The sequence below is a fragment of the Enterobacter sp. ODB01 genome, assembly GCF_001623605.1.
Lineage (GTDB): Bacteria > Pseudomonadota > Gammaproteobacteria > Enterobacterales > Enterobacteriaceae > Enterobacter > Enterobacter kobei.
Window position 1 is genome coordinate 2,991,184 of sequence record NZ_CP015227.1, and the last position, 17,311, is coordinate 3,008,494.

Genomic DNA, 17,311 nt, shown 5'->3' on the forward strand with positions numbered 1-17,311 from the left:
TCTTCACTGTAGATGAGAGTGGTCATGCGGAGGTCAGTGTGGCAGAGCAACTGGAGTTTTTCCCCATCCAGAGCCCGTGCCGGGGTATTTGTCAGGTAGATGAACGCGGATATTGCCGCGGGTGCATGCGCACCCGTGACGAGCGCTTTAACTGGCAAAACTTCAGCGACACGCAAAAACAGGAGGTGCTCCGGCTGTGCCGGCAGCGACTTCTGCGCAAAATCCGCGCAAACAAAGCCGCTGAGACCGAAGAACCTCAGCAACCTTCACTGTTTTAACACGGTAATTGCGTATAATCATGACATCACGTCCTTGAGGAAAATGTTATGGTTCAGCGAATTACCCTTGCCCCCCAGGGGCCAGAATTCTCCCGTTTTGTGATGGGCTACTGGCGCCTGATGGACTGGAATATGTCCCCCCTCCAGCTGGCGAGCTTTATTGAAGAGCATATCGATTTAGGGGTCACGACCGTCGATCATGCGGATATTTACGGTGGCTACCTGTGTGAAGCTGCATTCGGCGAGGCGCTCAAGCTTGTTCCGGCACTCCGCGACCGCATGGAGATCGTCACGAAGTGTGGGATTGCCACCACCGCAAAACCTGAGCACGCCCTCGGCCATTACATCACCGACAGCGCGCATATCATCAAGAGCGCTGAGCAGTCGCTGGTCAATCTGGCGACGGATCGCATCGACCTGCTGCTGATTCACCGCCCAGACCCGCTGATGGACGCCGATGAGGTGGCGGAAGCCTTCCTGCATCTGCATCAGAGTGGGAAAGTGCGTCACTTCGGCGTCTCAAACTTTACCCCGGCACAGTTTGCACTGCTTCAGTCTCGGCTGCCGTTTACCCTGGCCACTAACCAGGTGGAAATTTCCCCTGTCCATCAGCCGCTGCTGCTGGACGGTACGCTCGACCAGCTGCAACAGCTGCGTATTCGCCCGATGGCCTGGTCCTGCCTGGGAGGCGGACGCCTGTTTAATGATGAGGCGTTCCAGCCGCTGCGCAATGAACTGGAAACCATCGCCCGTGAGCTGAACGCGGAGAGCATTGAACAGGTGGTGTATGCGTGGATCCTGCGTCTGCCGTCAAAACCGCTGCCGATTATTGGCTCCGGAAAAATCGAACGCGTTCGTTCCGCGCTGGCCGCGGAAGAGCTGGAGATGACACGTCAGCAGTGGTTCCGCATCCGCAAAGCCGCGCTGGGTTACGACGTGCCTTAAACCGCCATAATCTGACTTTCCGGTGAAATCTTTGCCTCTGGTATACACTTAAGGGGCAAAAAATAACCCGCGGAGGTCATATGAAGCGTTTTGCTCTGGCATTGGTCACGCTGGTTGTTTGCGCAGGAGCGCAGGCAGCCAGCGACGAAGTGGAAATGAATCTCGTCACCTCTCAGGGTGTGGGTCAGTCTATCGGGACGGTGAAAATCACTGAGACCGACAAGGGGCTGGAATTCGCGCCCAATCTCAAAGCACTCCCGCCCGGCGAACACGGCTTTCATGTTCATGCCAAAGGAAGCTGCCAGCCTGCCATGAAAGAGGGTAAACCGTCCGCGGCGGAAGCCGCCGGGGGGCATCTCGATCCGCAACATTCAGGCAAACATGAAGGGCCAGACGGTATGGGGCACCTTGGCGATCTGCCGGTGCTGGTGGTGAACAATGACGGTAAAGCCACCGATCCGGTCATGGCCCCGCGCCTGAAAAAACTGGATGAAGTAAAAGGCAAAGCGCTGATGATCCACGTGGGCGGCGATAACATGTCCGATCAGCCTAAACCGCTTGGCGGCGGCGGGGCACGTTATGCCTGCGGCGTGATCTGATCTCCAATGGTGCCCGGTGGGGGAGCCTGTTCCAGCTGCGACAGCGAGCAGTGCAGGCGCCAGATGATTGAGGCTAAATCACGGGCTGCGGGAAGATGGTGATGCGCGAGGGTATCGCAGATCCGTTGCAGTTCAGCCAGCGTGACCTCCAGAGGCCGCTGCTGGACACCGCGTTCACTCATCACGTCGCGTAGCAGGGAAATGCAAACATCGCGCACCTGCGACAGCGGGTCGGACCGCGTTTCCCATGCGCGAAGCTGCCAGACCACATGCGAACAGTTCAACAGCACCACGCCCCAGCGCAGCAGCCAGCGGCGGGAAAGCGCGTCATGGCTGTTATTGAGCTGGCTGACATGGTGATACACCAGCGATTCATACTCGCTTTCACGCAGATGCGGTTTGCGGCTGAGCTGGTCGACAAACCCTCTGCGTAATTCCCTGATATGTCGTCGGCTCTTACGTGCATCAGAGCCGGGACGCAATACCGCAAATGCGAGCCATGCCAGCCCCACGCCCAGGATCTTTGCCAGGTTATCATTGAGAAAATCGGCGTAATCATACACCGGCGGATTCGTCACGGAGATAAACGAGCCCATAAAGACAATTAACTGGCCCCACAGGCCCGCCAGTTTCGGCATTTGCAGCTTGAGGAGTTGCATCGTCGTTAACAGCGGAAACAGGAACAGCAGGAACTGCCAGAGATCGCTTATCTGCACCATCAGGCCAAACTTCACGGCGAAACTGAACAATGACAGGAGTACCAGCGTGCGCAGCAGTAGCGTAAGAGAGTTAAACGGCGAGGCCGCGACGGAGTAAAGCACGCAGCTGATGGCGGCAAGCGTCAGGGCCGCGGCACCGGATTCCCACTGCGTGGTGATGCTCCACGCCCCAACCAGCGTCAGCGCACAAAAGGTGCGAAAACCACTCCACAGTGCTTCCAGATAATCGGTATGTCGGGCGAGAGCCGGGCTGCCGGGGACATTAAATTCCGTTACCGGCGTGGCATTCTCGACGGCATTAATCCAGCGGCTACTGCGCAGATATAACCGGCAAAAGTAATTCAGGCGCTGCCAGAAGGCGCGATGGCGATAATCATACTCATCCGTCGGGGCGAGCGGGGCGATGATCTTCGCGACGGTGTAAATATCCGCGTCCGGACGCGCAAGCGTTGCGAGCAGCGTCTCAATGACGGCGCGGGTATTTTCAGGGGGCGTCGGCCAGTTGAGCAGCATCCGGCGCAGGCTGGAGATGGCGCTGGTCATACGCAGCTGCTGGTGCAGCAAATAGTTGAGCAGCGTATTCTGACGACGAAAACGGTAATGACTCCAGAAAGCCTGTATGCGCAACAGGTTCATGGTCAGGATCTGCCCGATAACCTTTTCATGCGCGAGACGGATGTCATCATTGGTATCCGGTTGCCACAGCAGGCTTGCATGTTCCAGCAACCGGGTATGCATGGTCTTCAGCGCGGTAATCAGCGTCGTACCGTCGGAGGTGCTGGGCAGGATCATCATCATAAACCCGCCGCTGAGGATCCCGACAATCACCTCACAGACGCGCGCCTGTGCAATATCCCACAGTTCGGTGGTATCGAGCACATTGACGACCGGGAAGGCAATGATGGCCGCGGTATAGCCCGCTAACTGGAAAGCGTAGGCCACGTTATTGGTAAAATGGGCGCAGGCCCAGGTACAACATCCCAGCCACGCCGCCATGCTCAGCAGGAATAGCCACGGATCGTTCAGCGTATGCCCCGCGATAATTAACGCCGCGGTGGCGCCTAACAGACTCCCCGCGATGCGCCCAAGGCTTTTGCTGATCACTCCGCCAACGGTAGGGAAACTCACCACCGCGGCTGAGGTCATCGCCCAGTAGGGTTGGTCAAGATTCAGGTAATAGGCGACCGTCAGCGCCAGACACATGGCGATGCCATTACGCAGCGCGTAGCGCCACTGAGGACGCGTCGCTTTCATCCACGGCGTGTTTTGCCAGGAGAGCGCCTGCAGCTTCATTAACGGCTTCCGATGGAGACAGTGCAGGTGGTGCCGGATACCAGCGTAATGCCCTCGGGTAAACGGTCAAACTCCACACGCACAGGCACACGTTGAGCCAGGCGCACCCAGGGGACGTTCGGCTTTATGTCCGGTACGAGGCCGGAATCCGTTTCAACGCTTTGATCGTAAATGGCGCGACCGATGCTGGAGACGTGACCCTGTAACGTTTGCGAACCGCTGTAAAGGGTAATGGCCGCAGGTGAACCCTCGCGAATGTGGCGAAGCTTGGTCTCTTCAAAATAGCCCACCACGTAGAAGGAGTGGCTGTCGACAAGGGCAAAAACAGGCTGGCCGGTGGTGGCGTAGTTACCCACCCGGGCAGAGAGGTTAGTCACCCATCCATCTACAGGTGCGGTAATCACGGTTTGGGTCAGTTCCCACTGTGCCTGCTTAAGCGTCGCCTGGGCTACGTTGACGCTTGCCTGCATGGCCTTGACGTTAAGGTTGGCGGTATCCAAATCTTCCGCTGAGATGTAGTTTTGCGATAAGTGACGGCGGCGATTGGCTTCGTTATTGGCCTTCGCCAGGTCTGACTGGGCTTTCGCCAGCTGCGCCTGGGCATTCAGAACGGCAATATGGTAGGGGGTATCGTCGATACGGAACAGTTCCTCTCCCTTTTTAACATACTGGTTATCCTTCACCAGGAGCGTGGTAATACTTCCCGACACCTGCGGGGTGATGCTGACCTGCTCGGCGCGAACTTTGCCGTCACGCGTCCAGGGGGACTGCATATAAAAATTCCAGAGCCACCAGCCGGCGATCAGCGCGAGGACCAGGACAAACAGGGTGGAAAAGTACTTCAGCGTTTTCAGAGGCATATTCACCACACGGTCAAAACAGCAAGGCCCAGACTGACACAGAGGGCGAACAGGGAGAGATCCATCAACATGGGATGCCAGATTTCGCCGGAATACATCCAGTCGCGAAGCAGGCGGTGCGCAACGAGCCAGAGGATAAAGCCCACCAGCACGGCTTTAAACAGGGGAGGAAAGTAAACTGACGCACCGAAGATCAGGTCCTGGAGGGGTAAACCCTCTGAGCGATGAAAAAAGGTCACAAGCAGAGATCCTTTGCAGTGAACAGAATGCCGCGTTGGCTTGTCTGAGTATAAAGAAGCATCAGAATTCAGTGTAAGCCATACTTTTGAGTTAGATGAATGCAGTATTGCATTTGTTTTGCCAATACAAATGCTGCACACTATTCTAAAATCAGTATAATAACTTAGCAAGCTAATTATAAGGAGATGAAATTGGAATCGCCATTAGGTTCTGATCTGGCAAGGTTGGTACGCGTCTGGCGTGCTCTGATTGACCATCGCCTGAAACCTCTGGAATTGACACAGACGCATTGGGTCACGCTGCACAACATTCATCAGTTGCCGCCTGACCAGTCGCAAATTCAACTGGCAAAAGCGATAGGTATTGAGCAACCGTCGCTGGTGCGTACGCTTGATCAACTGGAAGAGAAGGGGCTGATCTCCCGGCAAACCTGCGCCAGCGATCGTCGCGCCAAGCGGATTAAACTCACTGAGAAAGCAGCGCCCATTATTACCGAAATGGAAGCTGTGATTACCAAAACGCGCGGTGAAATCCTTTCAGGCGTTTCACCGGCGGAGCTGGAAATGCTCATAAGCCTTATTGCTCGCCTTGAGCAGAACATCCACGAGCTGCAGTCTCGCGACTGACCAGACAACAAGGCCTTGCATCTGCAAGGCCTTTTTCCTACCTAAAGACAACGACGCGGTTTCGGCCAGTCTCTTTCGCTTCATACATCGCTTTATCGGCGCTTTCCACGCACTCCTCTGCGGTCACGGACGATGATGTTGCCGTAAACACACCCATGCTGATGGTAATGGGCTCCGGTAGCTGACCTTCGCTGGTGGTTTTATCAAAGCTGCTCAGCTTCAGCCGTATGCGTTCCGCCACCTGGCATGCTGCGTCTGAAGGGGTGCTTGCCAGCATCAGGACAAACTCTTCACCACCGATACGCGCCGCGATGTCCTGCGGGCGCACGGAATCCACCAGCAGATTGGCGACAAACTGTAAGACTTTATCCCCCTGCAGGTGACCGTAGTTGTCGTTGATGCGCTTGAAGCGATCGAGATCGCTGACAATAACCGAAACAGGGCGGCTGGATTTTGCGACAGCCAGCGCCTGATTTAACGATTCATAAAAATAGCTGCGGTTATACAGGCGCGTAAGCGGATCGCGAATCGAATTCTGATACGACTGTTGATACTTTGAATGCGATTCACGGTACAAGCTGAAGACATCGCAGAGCAGAACAAAAATAATCAGCAGCGTGGCGACGGTTTCAAATAACCGTGCGCGATACCACGATATGTCTTCGGCATGCCCACCCAATAACAGCATCAAGAGCGTGACGATATAGCAGACACAAAGAAAATTACCGGTCACCCAGAACAGATTACGTACGCGCGTCATATACATCAGCGTAGCTAATGTCACCACCCAGAGGACAATTAATGAAATATTAATGCTGTGGCTCCAGAGAACCATAAACTGCCGCGTTTCATTATCAACCAGGTCGAGGGATAAAAAATCAAAATGGCTGGAATACATCCACGCCAACATCACGCCACCGGCAGTAAAAAGAAATGTCGTGCTGACGATAGCGATATGCGTCAGCCGCGAAAGGGGCTGATTACGCAGGGGAAACAGCAGGGCCGAAGCGATGAACAGGACCGCCATGATGAGATGGCGGAACATATAGTAGATCATCGCATCGTTATAGTTCACGACGTTGAACTGGTAGAGATCCAGCCAGGCGGGAAAACTGGACAGCGTTCCAACCATCAGCAATGCCGAACCGGCAAAGGCAAAAGCGATGGCAACCAGATACAGACGCCTCTTATCACACCAGTATTTCATTGCCATAAAACAGGCAATAAACAGGTGAAATACCAGTAGAAAAATGGTGAGCGTAGGGAACAACAGCGGCGAAAAGGAAGGAACCCATTCAACCAGTGTTGAAAATAAACCCTGTAATATTCCGATGACAACAACACAACCGAAACAGAACGAGAGATAACGACCTTTTACAGTAAGACTATTCGCAAGCATATAAATTTTTTTAAATAATTAAAAATGAATGAACAGGAGGTAATAGCGAAGAGTCTAATCAATTGAAACAATAATTACTTTGCGCAGAAACAATATACGGTGGGGTAAATAATGGGCGGGTGAATATATTTTGTAAATATATTCATGAAAATGATATATATTGTAAAGGGATGTGGCCTGATAGCCACATCCCGTTTTAATTAACGTGGGGAAACGGTCACCTGGCTTCCGTTGCTTGCCAGCACGACACGCTGACCAGCAGAGAAACGGGTATTCCCCTGTTTCTGAACAACCATAATGGTGCTGCCGTCGTCTTTACGAATTTCCAGCTCAACACCCTGCGTTTTGTTCATTGCACCCTGAACGCCCTGGCCTGCAACACCACCCGCCACAGCGCCCGCAGCGGTCGCCAGAGAACGGCCTGTACCGCCGCCAACGGTATTCCCGAGGAAACCACCCAGAACAGCACCGCCGATTGCGCCCATAACGTTGTTGTCATCGCCACCCTGAATTTGTACAGGACGGGCGTTAACAACGGTACCGTAAGTCACGCTCTGAACCTGTTTTGCTTCAGAAGCGCTGTAAACGTCGCCAGACAGTGAGCTGTCATTCACACAGCCAGCCAGGGTTAAACCAATCAGCGAAACGCCCAGTACACGTACAATCATTTGAATCTCCTGTTCACCAAAAACGCCCAATTGGAGGCATCCGTTATGGCTAAATTATATGGCATAAGGAGCCATAGTTCATATCTTTGCACTAACAATAAGAAAATTGTACTTGAATTTGACTTAACGAGACATAAACAGGTTCTGCTCATGTCACCCGCATGACATTGTTAAAAAATATTATCGCTGGATGGCAAAGCCGTGCTGTTTATGGTTGAGTGGATAACCTTAGCCCACGCAACGTAAGGAAAGCGCATGAAATCGGGTCGCTACATTGGTGTGATGTCGGGCACCAGTCTGGATGGGGTAGATGTCGTTCTGGCCGCCATTGATGAACGTATGGTCGCTCAGCAGGCGAGCCTGACCTGGCCCATTCCCATTTCACTGAAAGAGGATATTCTGAGTATCTGTCAGGGGCAGCAATTGACGCTCTCTCAGCTAGGGCAACTTGACGTCCGCCTGGGAGCACTGTTTGCTGATGCGGTACAGGCGTTAATGCAAAAAGAAAATCTTCGTGCCCAGGATGTGGTTGCCATCGGATGCCATGGACAGACCGTCTGGCATGAGCCGGTTGGTGATGCGCCGCATACGATGCAAATCGGTGATAACAACCAGATTGTGGCGAAGACGGGCGTCACGGTCGTCGGCGATTTCCGTCGTCGCGATATTGCGCTTGGCGGCCAGGGGGCACCGCTGGTGCCGGCGTTCCATCAGGCGCTACTGGCACACCCTTCAGAACGCCGGATGGTGCTGAATATCGGCGGAATTGCCAACCTGTCAATGCTCATTCCCGGACAGCCTGTCCGCGGCTACGATACCGGTCCAGGTAATATGTTAATGGATGCTTGGATCTGGCGGCAGTGCGGGCAACCCTATGATAAAAACGCCGAGTGGGCGAGCGAGGGTAAAGTGATTCTCCCGCTGTTGCAGTCGATGCTCAGCGATCCCTACTTTGCTTTACCGGCGCCGAAAAGCACGGGGCGTGAATACTTCAACGTTGGCTGGCTTGAACGTCAGCTGGCGCCATTCCCGGCACTGGCTCCGCAGGATGTCCAGACGACGCTTGCCGAATTAACGGCGGTGTCGATCTCTGAGCAGGTACTTCTCAGCGGCGGATGCGAACGCCTGCTGGTGTGCGGCGGTGGAAGCCGAAATCCGCTGGTGATGGCGCGTCTGGCCGCGTTACTGCCGGGGACGGAAGTGACGACGACAGACGAGGCGGGCATCAGTGGGGATGATATGGAAGCGCTGGCTTTCGCCTGGCTTGCCTGGCGCACCATCGCCGGGCTTCCGGGTAATTTACCTTCGGTGACCGGCGCGCGCGAGGCCAGCGTCCTCGGGGCGATTTACCCGGCAAATCCTCGTCATAATCAGAGTTAACTGAAATTCAGCGCGGCGTCTCGTCGTTAGAATGGAATGAAACAGGAGGGCAGCTATGCCCTCCAGGACCAGGAAAGTCTTCGGAATACGCCCATGAAAAAAATTCTTCTTATTGTCGCGCCTTTATTGCTGTCAGGATGCAGCGTCTATAACCAGCTCCTTGAGCGTATGCAGACCGATACGCTGGAGTATCGCTGCGATGAAAAACCGCTGACCGTGAAGCTGAATAATCCACGTCAGGAAGCCAGTTTTGTTTATGACAATAAACTGCTGACCCTCAAGCAGGGCATGTCGGCCTCCGGGGCACGTTATTCCGACGGTATCTACGTCTTCTGGTCGAAAGGGGATAGCGCCACGGTCTACAAACGCGACCGCATCGTGCTGAACAATTGCCAGCTTGAAAATCCGAAGCGTTGAGATTTTTACAGGGGCGGCGCACAATAGCGCCACCCAATCTCAACGTCAGCTAACGCCATGTCAGATAACGACGAACTGCAGCAAATTGCGCATATGCGCCGTGAATACACCAAAGGCGGCCTGCGTCGCCAGGATCTTCCCGCTGAACCCCTCGTGCTTTTTGAACGCTGGCTGAAACAGGCCTGTGAAGCGAAACTGGCCGACCCAACGGCCATGGTTGTCGCAACGGTAGATGAAAACGGTCAACCGTATCAGCGCATCGTCCTGCTCAAGCATTATGATGAGAAAGGGCTTGTGTTTTATACCAACCTCGGCAGCCGCAAAGCGCACCATTTAGAAAACAATCCGCGCATCAGCCTGCTGTTCCCCTGGCACATGCTGGAACGTCAGGTCATGGTCACCGGCAAAGCGGAACGTCTCTCGACCCTTGAAGTGGTGAAATATTTCCACAGCCGTCCGCGTGACAGCCAGATTGGTGCCTGGGTTTCAAAACAGTCCAGCCGAATCTCTGCCCGCGGTGTCCTGGAGAGCAAGTTCCTGGAACTGAAACAGAAGTTCCAGCAGGGGGAAATCCCACTGCCAAGCTTCTGGGGCGGCTTCCGTATCCCGATTGAGCAGATTGAGTTCTGGCAGGGCGGTGAACATCGCCTGCACGACCGCTTTTTATACCAGCGCGAGAATGGCGGCTGGAAAATCGACAGACTGGCACCGTAATCCCCGAAATTTGTTGATTTAAGCGCTAGCGCACACCGCGCTTGCGCTTTATTCTATGGTCCTTTCGCATCAGGCGAAAAGTCGTGTACCGGCAAAGGTGCAGTCGTTTATACATGGAGAATTTGATGGCAAGCAGTAACTTGATTAAACAATTGCAAGAGCGGGGCCTCGTGGCCCAGGTGACGGACGAGGAAGCGTTAGCAGAGCGACTGGCGCAAGGCCCGATCGCGCTCTATTGCGGCTTCGATCCCACCGCTGACAGCTTGCATTTGGGGCATCTTGTTCCATTGTTATGCCTGAAACGCTTCCAGATGGCGGGCCATAAGCCTGTTGCTCTGGTGGGTGGTGCAACCGGTCTGATTGGTGATCCAAGCTTTAAAGCCGCTGAGCGTAAACTGAATACCGAAGATACCGTGCAGGAGTGGGTGGATAAGATCCGCAAACAGGTTGCACCGTTCCTTGACTTCAACTGCGGCGATAACGCTGCCATTGCTGCCAACAACTATGACTGGTTTGGCAGCATGAACGTGCTGACCTTCCTGCGTGATATTGGCAAGCACTTCTCTGTTAACCAGATGATTAACAAAGAAGCGGTGAAGCAGCGCCTGAACCGTGACGATCAGGGTATCTCCTTTACCGAGTTCTCCTATAACCTGCTGCAGGGCTATGACTTTGCTTGCCTGAACAAACTGCATGGCGTTTCCCTGCAGATTGGTGGTTCTGACCAGTGGGGTAACATCACGTCCGGTATCGACCTGACCCGTCGCCTGCACCAGAACCAGGTCTTCGGCCTGACGGTTCCACTGATCACCAAAGCAGATGGCACCAAATTCGGTAAAACGGAAGGCGGCGCGGTGTGGCTGGATCCGAAGAAAACCAGTCCGTACAAATTCTACCAGTTCTGGATCAACACGGCGGACGCCGATGTTTACCGCTTCCTGAAGTTCTTCACCTTCATGGATATTGCAGACATCAATGCGCTGGAAGAAGAAGACAAAAACAGCGGTAAAGCACCGCGTGCACAGTATGTGCTGGCCGATGAAGTGACCAAACTGGTTCACGGTGAAGAAGGTCTGGCGGCGGCGAAACGCATTACTGCAAGCCTGTTCAACGGTACGCTGAGCGATCTGAGCGAAGCGGACTTCGAACAGCTGGCGCAGGACGGCGTGCCGATGGTTGAGATGGAAAAAGGGGCTGACCTGATGCAGGCGCTGGTGGACTCTGACCTGCAGCCGTCTCGCGGACAGGCGCGTAAAACCATCGCGTCTAACGCGATCACCATCAACGGTGAGAAACAGGCTGACCCGGAATACACCTTCGTTGACAGCGACCGTCTGTATGGACGCTACACGCTGCTGCGCCGCGGTAAGAAAAATTACTGCCTTGTTTGCTGGAAATAATTAACAGTCTCCAGGGGCGTGGGAAACCACGCCCTTTTTGTTTTTTCAGGGTTTGGTAAGAAAAAGATGAAGAACATCCTCGCCATTCAGTCCCACGTTGTTTTTGGCCATGCGGGCAACAGTGCAGCGGAATTCCCGATGCGCCGCCTCGGTGCTAACGTCTGGCCCCTCAACACCGTGCAGTTTTCCAACCACACGCAGTATGGTAAATGGGCCGGCTGCGTGATGCCGCCCTCGCACCTCACCGAGGTGGTTCAGGGCATTGCGGATATTGACCAGCTCAAACGCTGTGACGCCGTTCTGAGCGGTTATCTGGGCTCAGCCGAGCAGGGGGAGCACATCCTTGGCATTGTGCGTCAGGTGAAAGCAGCGAACCCGGCGGCAAAATACTTCTGCGACCCCGTCATGGGACACCCGGAGAAAGGCTGTATCGTAGCGCCCGGTGTTGCAGAGTTTCACGTTCGCCATGCGCTGCCTGCCAGCGATATCATTGCGCCAAACCTTATTGAGCTGGAGATCCTCTGCGAGCACCCGGTTAACAGCGTAGAAGAGGCGGTAAGCGCGTCTCGCGAGCTGATAGCCCAGGGGCCAGAGATTGTACTGGTAAAACATCTCGCCCGCGCCGGGCTGAGCCAGTCGCGTTTTGAGATGCTGCTGGTGACGAAAGATGACGCCTGGCATATTAGCCGTCCGCTGGTGGATTTTGGCCTGCGTCAGCCAGTGGGAGTGGGGGATGTGACCAGCGGTCTGCTGCTGGTGAAACTGCTGCAGGGTGCAACGGTCAGAGACGCGCTTGAGCATGTGACTGCGGCGGTGTACGAAATCATGATTGCGACGAAAGAGATGCAGGAATATGAACTTCAGGTCGTCGCGGCACAGGATCGTATCGCGAAGCCGGAGCACTATTTCAGCGCCACCCGGCTTTAAACGATGCCGGGTGGCGCTGCGCTTACCCGGCCTACAAAACCCGTAGGCCCGTGCAAGCGAAGCGCCGCCGGGCGATATTAGCTAAGACCTTCCGCTTTCAGCGCCGCAGCCACAGCAGGGCGCTCCGCCATACGGGTCATATACGATGTAATATGGTCTAACCCTTCCATATTGAGCTTAACCGCCCGCGCCCAGCGCAGCACGGTAAACAGATAGGCATCGGCAATCGTGAAACGGGAACCACAAATCCACTGATCGTCTTTCAGCGACGCGTTTACATACTGCAGCTTTTTCTCAAGAAGCGCGCGCAGGGTCGGTTTGTACTCTTCCGGCGTATCCGGGCGGAACAGGGGAGTAAAGCCTTTATGTAACTCGGTAGCGATATAGTTTAACCACTCCAGGGTCTTATAACGTGCAATGCTGCCGGTGGGGGCAAGAAGCTGGCGATCCGGTACGTTGTCCGCCAGGAATTGCATGATGGCAACGCCTTCTGTCAGCAGAGTTCCGTCATCCAGCAACAGCGCTGGAACTTGTCCCTTCGGGTTAATAGCAAGGAAATCATCGCCATTCTCCAGACGCTTTTTCATCAGATCAACGCCATCGAGCGTGAAATCTTTGCCGCTCTCGCGCAGGGTGATATGGGAAGCAAGAGAGCACGCGCCCGGTTTGTAGAACAGTTTCATCGGTAACTCCTTTTTGCTGAGGTTTCAGCTATGTTAGTGCGCGAACAGGCAAAAAAAAAGCCGCTAATGCATTAGCGGCTTCTCAACAGTCGTTTCTCAATAATCTTACGCAGTCGCGGTTTCGCTTGCCTTGGCCGTCTTATCGTCGTCCTGAGTCATACGATTCAGTTTCGGCGCGGTCAGCAGCATCAGAACTGCAATCACCGCTGTCGCAATACCAATCTGCATGAACACGGTGCCGTAGACATTCAGGGAGACCAGTGGGTCAGTGACGTTTTCCGGCACGGCCATCAGGTTCGCAATCTTACCTGCGATAATTGCTGCACCGGCAGTGGTCAGGAACCAGCTACCCATAATGAAGCCCATCAGACGCTGTGGAACCAGCTGTGCCACCATCGCCAGGCCCAGACCGGAGATCATCAGTTCGCCGATAGACTGCAGCGCATAGCTCAGAATCAGCCAGTTTACGGAGACGATACCGGCGTCGGTCGCAAATTTCGTACCCAGCGGCAGCACCAGGAACGCACCGGAGCACAGCACCATACCAATCGCAAACTTGTGCGGCATTGGCAGACGGTCGCCCATCTTGTTATAGATAGCTGCCAGAATCGGGCTGCCAATCATAATCCAGAACGGGTTCAGCGCCTGATACTGCTCCGGCTCGAACGCGATACCCAGGATAGAGTGCTCAACGTTACGAATGGCGAAGAAGTTCAGAGAGGTTGGCATCTGGCTGTACAGTACGAAGAAGATAATCGCTTCCAGCATCAGAATGAAGGCCACAATCATCTTACGGCGCGCAGCACCCTGCATCGCGAACGCTTCTTTCGCGAAGATGACCACGATACCCAGCGCAACCACGCCCAGCACCGCACGTGCGATACCCTGGTTGTGCAGCAGCCAGGTGGCGATTGCCGCCAGAATCACAACGCCCACGATGGTCGCCAGCAGTTTACCCATATGGACGGGTTCGAAATCGGGTTTTGAACCGTAGTCTTTGACCCAGTTGCGGCAGAACAAGAAGTTCACTACGGTGATCAGCATACCCACGAAGCTCAGCGCAAACGCCACGCTCCAGCCGAATTTAGCGGCCAGCCATGGTGTTGCCAGCATGGAGAAGAATGAACCGATGTTGATGGACATGTAGTACATGGTGAATGCACCGTCCAGACGTGGGTCATCTTTGCTGTAACAGGTAGAGAGCAGGGAAGACGGGTTCGCTTTAAACAATCCGTTACCGACAGCAATGGTCGCCATACCCATATACACCACTGCGGCGTCATGGCCAGACCATGCGACCAGCCCATAGCCAATCGCCAGAACAATGGCGCCCAGCATGATGACACGTTTGGTGCCGAGAACTTTATCACCCAGCCAGCCGCCGATAGCAACCAGGCCGTATACGAGGGCACTGAAGGAGGAGAACAGCGTGATGGAATCGGCTTCGGACATACCCAGCTGTTTTACCAGGTAAACCGCCATGATCCCTTGCAGGCCGTAGTAACCAAAACGCTCCCATAACTCGATAGAGAAGATGAGATAAAACGCTTTCGGTTGTTTAAAAGCGTTAAGACTCACGCTTTCATCTGTTGGTTTATTGTTTGCAGTCGACACATATACCTCTTTTTTTACATCCCATATTAACGGGGGTGTTCATAGCGTGATGGCCGTAGTCCATCCGCCTTATAGTTATATTGGGAGGAGAAACGGCGGGTAATGTTCACTATCCTGACCCGTCTGGCAATACGTTTGTAATAATCTGTTACATTTATCTGGGGTGGTATAATCGTCGGTTCATGCAAATGTTATTCAGCGTTAAATTTCATACGGTGAGTAAAGGTAGTTTTTTCAACTGGTATTCCCCCTCCCCGATCGGCTTTTGGCGATATGTTCTGCTATTTGCCGTTTGTGGCAGTGATATAGCCCATATTCTGAAAAATAGCTGGTCTTATCTTCCGGTTCTGATCGGTTATATCTTGTCTGGCAAAGGCTTTGGGATGATTTTGACAACAAAAAATCAACATGAAGTTATCAGAGTGATCGCGATCACAGATGTATAGAAATTTTTGGCTATGAAAAAAGTATTAACCTGTTTGAGCGTTAACGCACCGAACAAGTGACAAGTCAGCAGGGGAAAGAGGCGAATGATTTATGGTCAGGAGAGGGACGTTTGGAAGGCCTTCTCCTGATGTGGGATTGCGATTGTTCAGACCAGAAATTCAGGGATAAACTTTTTCTTTGTATTCGCAGAGGTCTTCAATAATGCAGGAGCCGCAACGAGGTTTACGGGCGATGCAGGTATAACGGCCGTGCAAAATCAGCCAGTGATGGCAGTCAACCTTGAATTCGGCGGGCACCACTTTTAACAGCTTCTCTTCGACCTGCTCAACATTTTTACCGGGGGCGAAGTTGGTGCGGTTAGAAACACGGAAGATATGCGTATCCACGGCGATCGTCGGCCAGCCGAACGCCGTATTAAGCACCACGTTCGCGGTTTTGCGTCCTACACCCGGCAACGCTTCCAGCGCTGCGCGGTCTTCCGGCACCTCACCGCCGTGCTGTTCCAGCAAGATCCGGCAGGTTTTAATCACGTTCTCTGCTTTGCTGTTAAACAATCCGATGGTTTTGATATAAGACTTCACGCCTTCCACGCCGAGCTCCAGCATCGCTTTTGGCGTATTAGCGACCGGATAGAGCAGGGCGGTCGCTTTATTGACGCTCACATCTGTAGCCTGTGCAGAGAGCAACACGGCGATCAGCAGCTCAAACGGGGAGGTAAAATTCAGCTCCGTCGTCGGATGCGGGTTCTCGTCCCGCAGACGGGTCAGGATCGCAATGCGCTTTTCTTTATTCATGAGGCCTTCTCGGGGATCCCTTCCTGGACGCTACGCTCTGCTGCGCGGCGCTTACGTTTTTCATCAATCAGGTATTTTACTGCCAGCATCATGCCAAGACCAATAAACGCGCCAGGTGGCAGCATCGCCAGCAGGAATGGCGTATCGGTATGGAACACCTCGATACGTAGCGATTTGGCCCAGCCGCCCAGCAGCGCGTCGGCACCGTCAAACAGCGTCCCGTTGCCGAGGATCTCGCGCAGTGAGCCCAGCACGAACATCGCACCGGTCGCACCCATACCAATCGAAAAACCATCCAGCGCCGACATGGCCGGACTGTTTTTCACGGCGAAGGCTTCCGCACGGCCGACCACAATACAGTTGGTCACGATCAGAGGGATAAAAATTCCGAGCGACTGATACAGACCGAAGGCGTAGGCGTTAATAAGCATCTGGACGATACTGACCACCGACGCAATGATCATAACGTAAATCGGAATACGGATTTCCGACGGGGTCCAGCGGCGCAGGGAGGAGATGGAAAGGTTGGTCAGAGTCAGCACCAGCGTCGTTGCCAGACCGAGACCGAGCGCATTGGTGGCCGTTGACGTCACGGCCAGCAGTGGGCACATCCCCAGCAGCTGAACCAGCGCGGAGTTGTTCTTCCACAGTCCCTGGACAATAACCTCTTTAACCTGGCTCATGATCACTCTCCACAGGCCGGAAGATTGTTGATTTGCGCGGGTAGCGTTTCAGCATACAGCCCGGCCCGTTTTACGGCGTTCACCACCGCGCGCGGCGTGATGGTCGCGCCCGTGAACTGGTCAAACTCGCCGCCGTCTTTTTTCACCGCAAACGCGGTGTCACCTTCGCCATGAATCACTTTACCAGCGAAAGCTAAAATCCAGTTGCTCAGACGGGTTTCAATTTTATCGCCCAGGCCCGGCGTTTCATGATGTTGCGTCACGCGGGTGCCCAGTATGGTGCCGGAGAAATCGCTGCCGACGAGCAGCTGAATGGCGCCGGAATAGCCGTCGGGCGCCGTCGCCTCCATTACCGCGCCGACCGGTTTATCCCCTTTGCGGGCGATAAACAGGCGGTGTGGGCCTTTTCCAAGCTGCGGCGCGTCTACCACGAAGCAGCTCTTTTGCAGGTCATTATCGTAAAAATCCGACGGGATCACCTGATCGAACAGCGCTTTTTGCTGCTTCACCGCCTGTTCATCAATGGTCGATTTGGTCAGCTCATTCACCAGCGCCGTCATTCCGGTGAGTACGGCGGCGAAAACGGCCAGCGTGACGCCATGTTTTTGCATTGTTTTCAGCATCG

General features: G+C 54.2%; 19 protein-coding genes. 9 read left to right on the plus strand and 10 right to left on the minus strand.

The genetic code is table 11. The features are described from left to right. The first annotated feature begins 38 nt into the window (after window positions 1-38). From A4308_RS14270 to sodC, 3 genes are all read left to right on the plus strand, one after another. Window positions 39-278: a DUF1289 domain-containing protein gene (locus tag A4308_RS14270; RefSeq protein WP_014883562.1), complete on the plus strand. Its 240-nt coding sequence runs from the start codon at window positions 39-41 to the stop codon at window positions 276-278. A 48-nt stretch (window positions 279-326) separates the two neighbouring features. Continuing rightward, entirely contained in the window at window positions 327-1,223 is an 897-nt protein-coding gene (locus A4308_RS14275; RefSeq protein ID WP_014883563.1) for an aldo/keto reductase, read from the plus strand. Window positions 1,224-1,303: 80 nt separating this feature from the next. Next, window positions 1,304-1,822: a superoxide dismutase [Cu-Zn] SodC gene (sodC, locus tag A4308_RS14280; RefSeq protein ID WP_045282018.1), complete on the plus strand. Its 519-nt coding sequence runs from the start codon at window positions 1,304-1,306 to the stop codon at window positions 1,820-1,822. On the opposite strand, the gene A4308_RS14285 is transcribed toward sodC, so the two are convergent. Genes A4308_RS14285 through A4308_RS14295 form a run of 3 tightly spaced genes read right to left on the minus strand, consistent with a single transcriptional unit; the run spans window position 1,801 to window position 4,933 of the window. Beyond that, window positions 1,801-3,834, minus strand: a complete 2,034-nt coding sequence (locus A4308_RS14285) for an FUSC family protein (RefSeq protein WP_045282019.1) — start codon at window positions 3,832-3,834, stop codon at window positions 1,801-1,803. The two genes, sodC and A4308_RS14285, sit on opposite strands and share 22 nt — an antisense overlap. After that, a complete protein-coding gene (locus A4308_RS14290; protein WP_014883566.1) occupies window positions 3,834-4,694 on the minus strand; it encodes an efflux RND transporter periplasmic adaptor subunit in 861 nt (286 codons plus the stop codon). Before A4308_RS14290 ends, A4308_RS14285 begins: the two co-directional genes overlap by 1 nt. 2 nt (window positions 4,695-4,696) lie before the next feature. Beyond that, on the minus strand, window positions 4,697-4,933 hold the full coding sequence (locus A4308_RS14295; RefSeq protein WP_014883567.1) for a DUF1656 domain-containing protein: 237 nt from the start codon (window positions 4,931-4,933) through the stop codon (window positions 4,697-4,699). A gap of 186 nt (window positions 4,934-5,119) precedes the next feature. On the opposite strand from A4308_RS14295, the gene slyA reads away from it, so the two are divergent. Continuing rightward, the gene (gene slyA, locus A4308_RS14300) at window positions 5,120-5,560 is read left to right on the plus strand and encodes a transcriptional regulator SlyA (RefSeq protein WP_021241135.1); all 441 of its coding nucleotides are present in this window, start codon (window positions 5,120-5,122) and stop codon (window positions 5,558-5,560) included. A gap of 37 nt (window positions 5,561-5,597) precedes the next feature. Here the strand turns inward: slyA and A4308_RS14305 are convergent, their stop codons facing one another. Both A4308_RS14305 and slyB read right to left on the minus strand, forming a co-directional pair. After that, window positions 5,598-6,959: a sensor domain-containing diguanylate cyclase gene (locus tag A4308_RS14305; protein WP_045282021.1), complete on the minus strand. Its 1,362-nt coding sequence runs from the start codon at window positions 6,957-6,959 to the stop codon at window positions 5,598-5,600. Window positions 6,960-7,159: 200 nt separating this feature from the next. After that, entirely contained in the window at window positions 7,160-7,627 is a 468-nt protein-coding gene (gene slyB, locus A4308_RS14310) for an outer membrane lipoprotein SlyB (RefSeq protein WP_014883569.1), read from the minus strand. 255 nt (window positions 7,628-7,882) lie between these two features. On the opposite strand from slyB, the gene anmK reads away from it, so the two are divergent. From anmK to pdxY, 5 genes are all read left to right on the plus strand, one after another. Further along, entirely contained in the window at window positions 7,883-9,007 is a 1,125-nt protein-coding gene (gene anmK, locus A4308_RS14315) for an anhydro-N-acetylmuramic acid kinase (protein ID WP_045282022.1), read from the plus strand. 93 nt (window positions 9,008-9,100) lie between these two features. Next, window positions 9,101-9,424: a C-type lysozyme inhibitor gene (gene mliC, locus A4308_RS14320; RefSeq protein WP_045282023.1), complete on the plus strand. Its 324-nt coding sequence runs from the start codon at window positions 9,101-9,103 to the stop codon at window positions 9,422-9,424. 57 nt (window positions 9,425-9,481) lie between these two features. Then, on the plus strand, window positions 9,482-10,138 hold the full coding sequence (pdxH, locus tag A4308_RS14325) for a pyridoxamine 5'-phosphate oxidase (protein WP_045282024.1): 657 nt from the start codon (window positions 9,482-9,484) through the stop codon (window positions 10,136-10,138). Between the two features lie 125 nt (window positions 10,139-10,263). Beyond that, the gene (gene tyrS, locus A4308_RS14330; protein ID WP_045282025.1) at window positions 10,264-11,538 is read left to right on the plus strand and encodes a tyrosine--tRNA ligase; all 1,275 of its coding nucleotides are present in this window, start codon (window positions 10,264-10,266) and stop codon (window positions 11,536-11,538) included. A gap of 66 nt (window positions 11,539-11,604) precedes the next feature. After that, the gene (gene pdxY / locus A4308_RS14335; protein ID WP_014883573.1) at window positions 11,605-12,465 is read left to right on the plus strand and encodes a pyridoxal kinase PdxY; all 861 of its coding nucleotides are present in this window, start codon (window positions 11,605-11,607) and stop codon (window positions 12,463-12,465) included. A gap of 77 nt (window positions 12,466-12,542) precedes the next feature. Here pdxY and gstA read toward each other — a convergent pair whose 3' ends face one another. The 5 genes from gstA to rsxG form a co-directional block, all read right to left on the minus strand. After that, on the minus strand, window positions 12,543-13,148 hold the full coding sequence (gstA, locus tag A4308_RS14340) for a glutathione transferase GstA (protein ID WP_014883574.1): 606 nt from the start codon (window positions 13,146-13,148) through the stop codon (window positions 12,543-12,545). Window positions 13,149-13,253: 105 nt separating this feature from the next. Next, window positions 13,254-14,762 (minus strand): dipeptide/tripeptide permease DtpA, encoded by a 1,509-nt coding sequence (dtpA, locus tag A4308_RS14345; RefSeq protein ID WP_014883575.1) that lies wholly within the window; start codon window positions 14,760-14,762, stop codon window positions 13,254-13,256. Window positions 14,763-15,367: 605 nt separating this feature from the next. Then, a complete protein-coding gene (gene nth / locus A4308_RS14350; RefSeq protein WP_008500570.1) occupies window positions 15,368-16,003 on the minus strand; it encodes an endonuclease III in 636 nt (211 codons plus the stop codon). After that, a complete protein-coding gene (locus A4308_RS14355; protein WP_014883576.1) occupies window positions 16,000-16,686 on the minus strand; it encodes an electron transport complex subunit E in 687 nt (228 codons plus the stop codon). The genes nth and A4308_RS14355 overlap by 4 nt, the downstream gene beginning before the upstream one ends. Before the next feature lie 2 nt (window positions 16,687-16,688). Beyond that, window positions 16,689-17,309: an electron transport complex subunit RsxG gene (gene rsxG, locus A4308_RS14360; RefSeq protein ID WP_023337189.1), complete on the minus strand. Its 621-nt coding sequence runs from the start codon at window positions 17,307-17,309 to the stop codon at window positions 16,689-16,691. Between the last annotated feature and the right edge of the window lie 2 nt (window positions 17,310-17,311).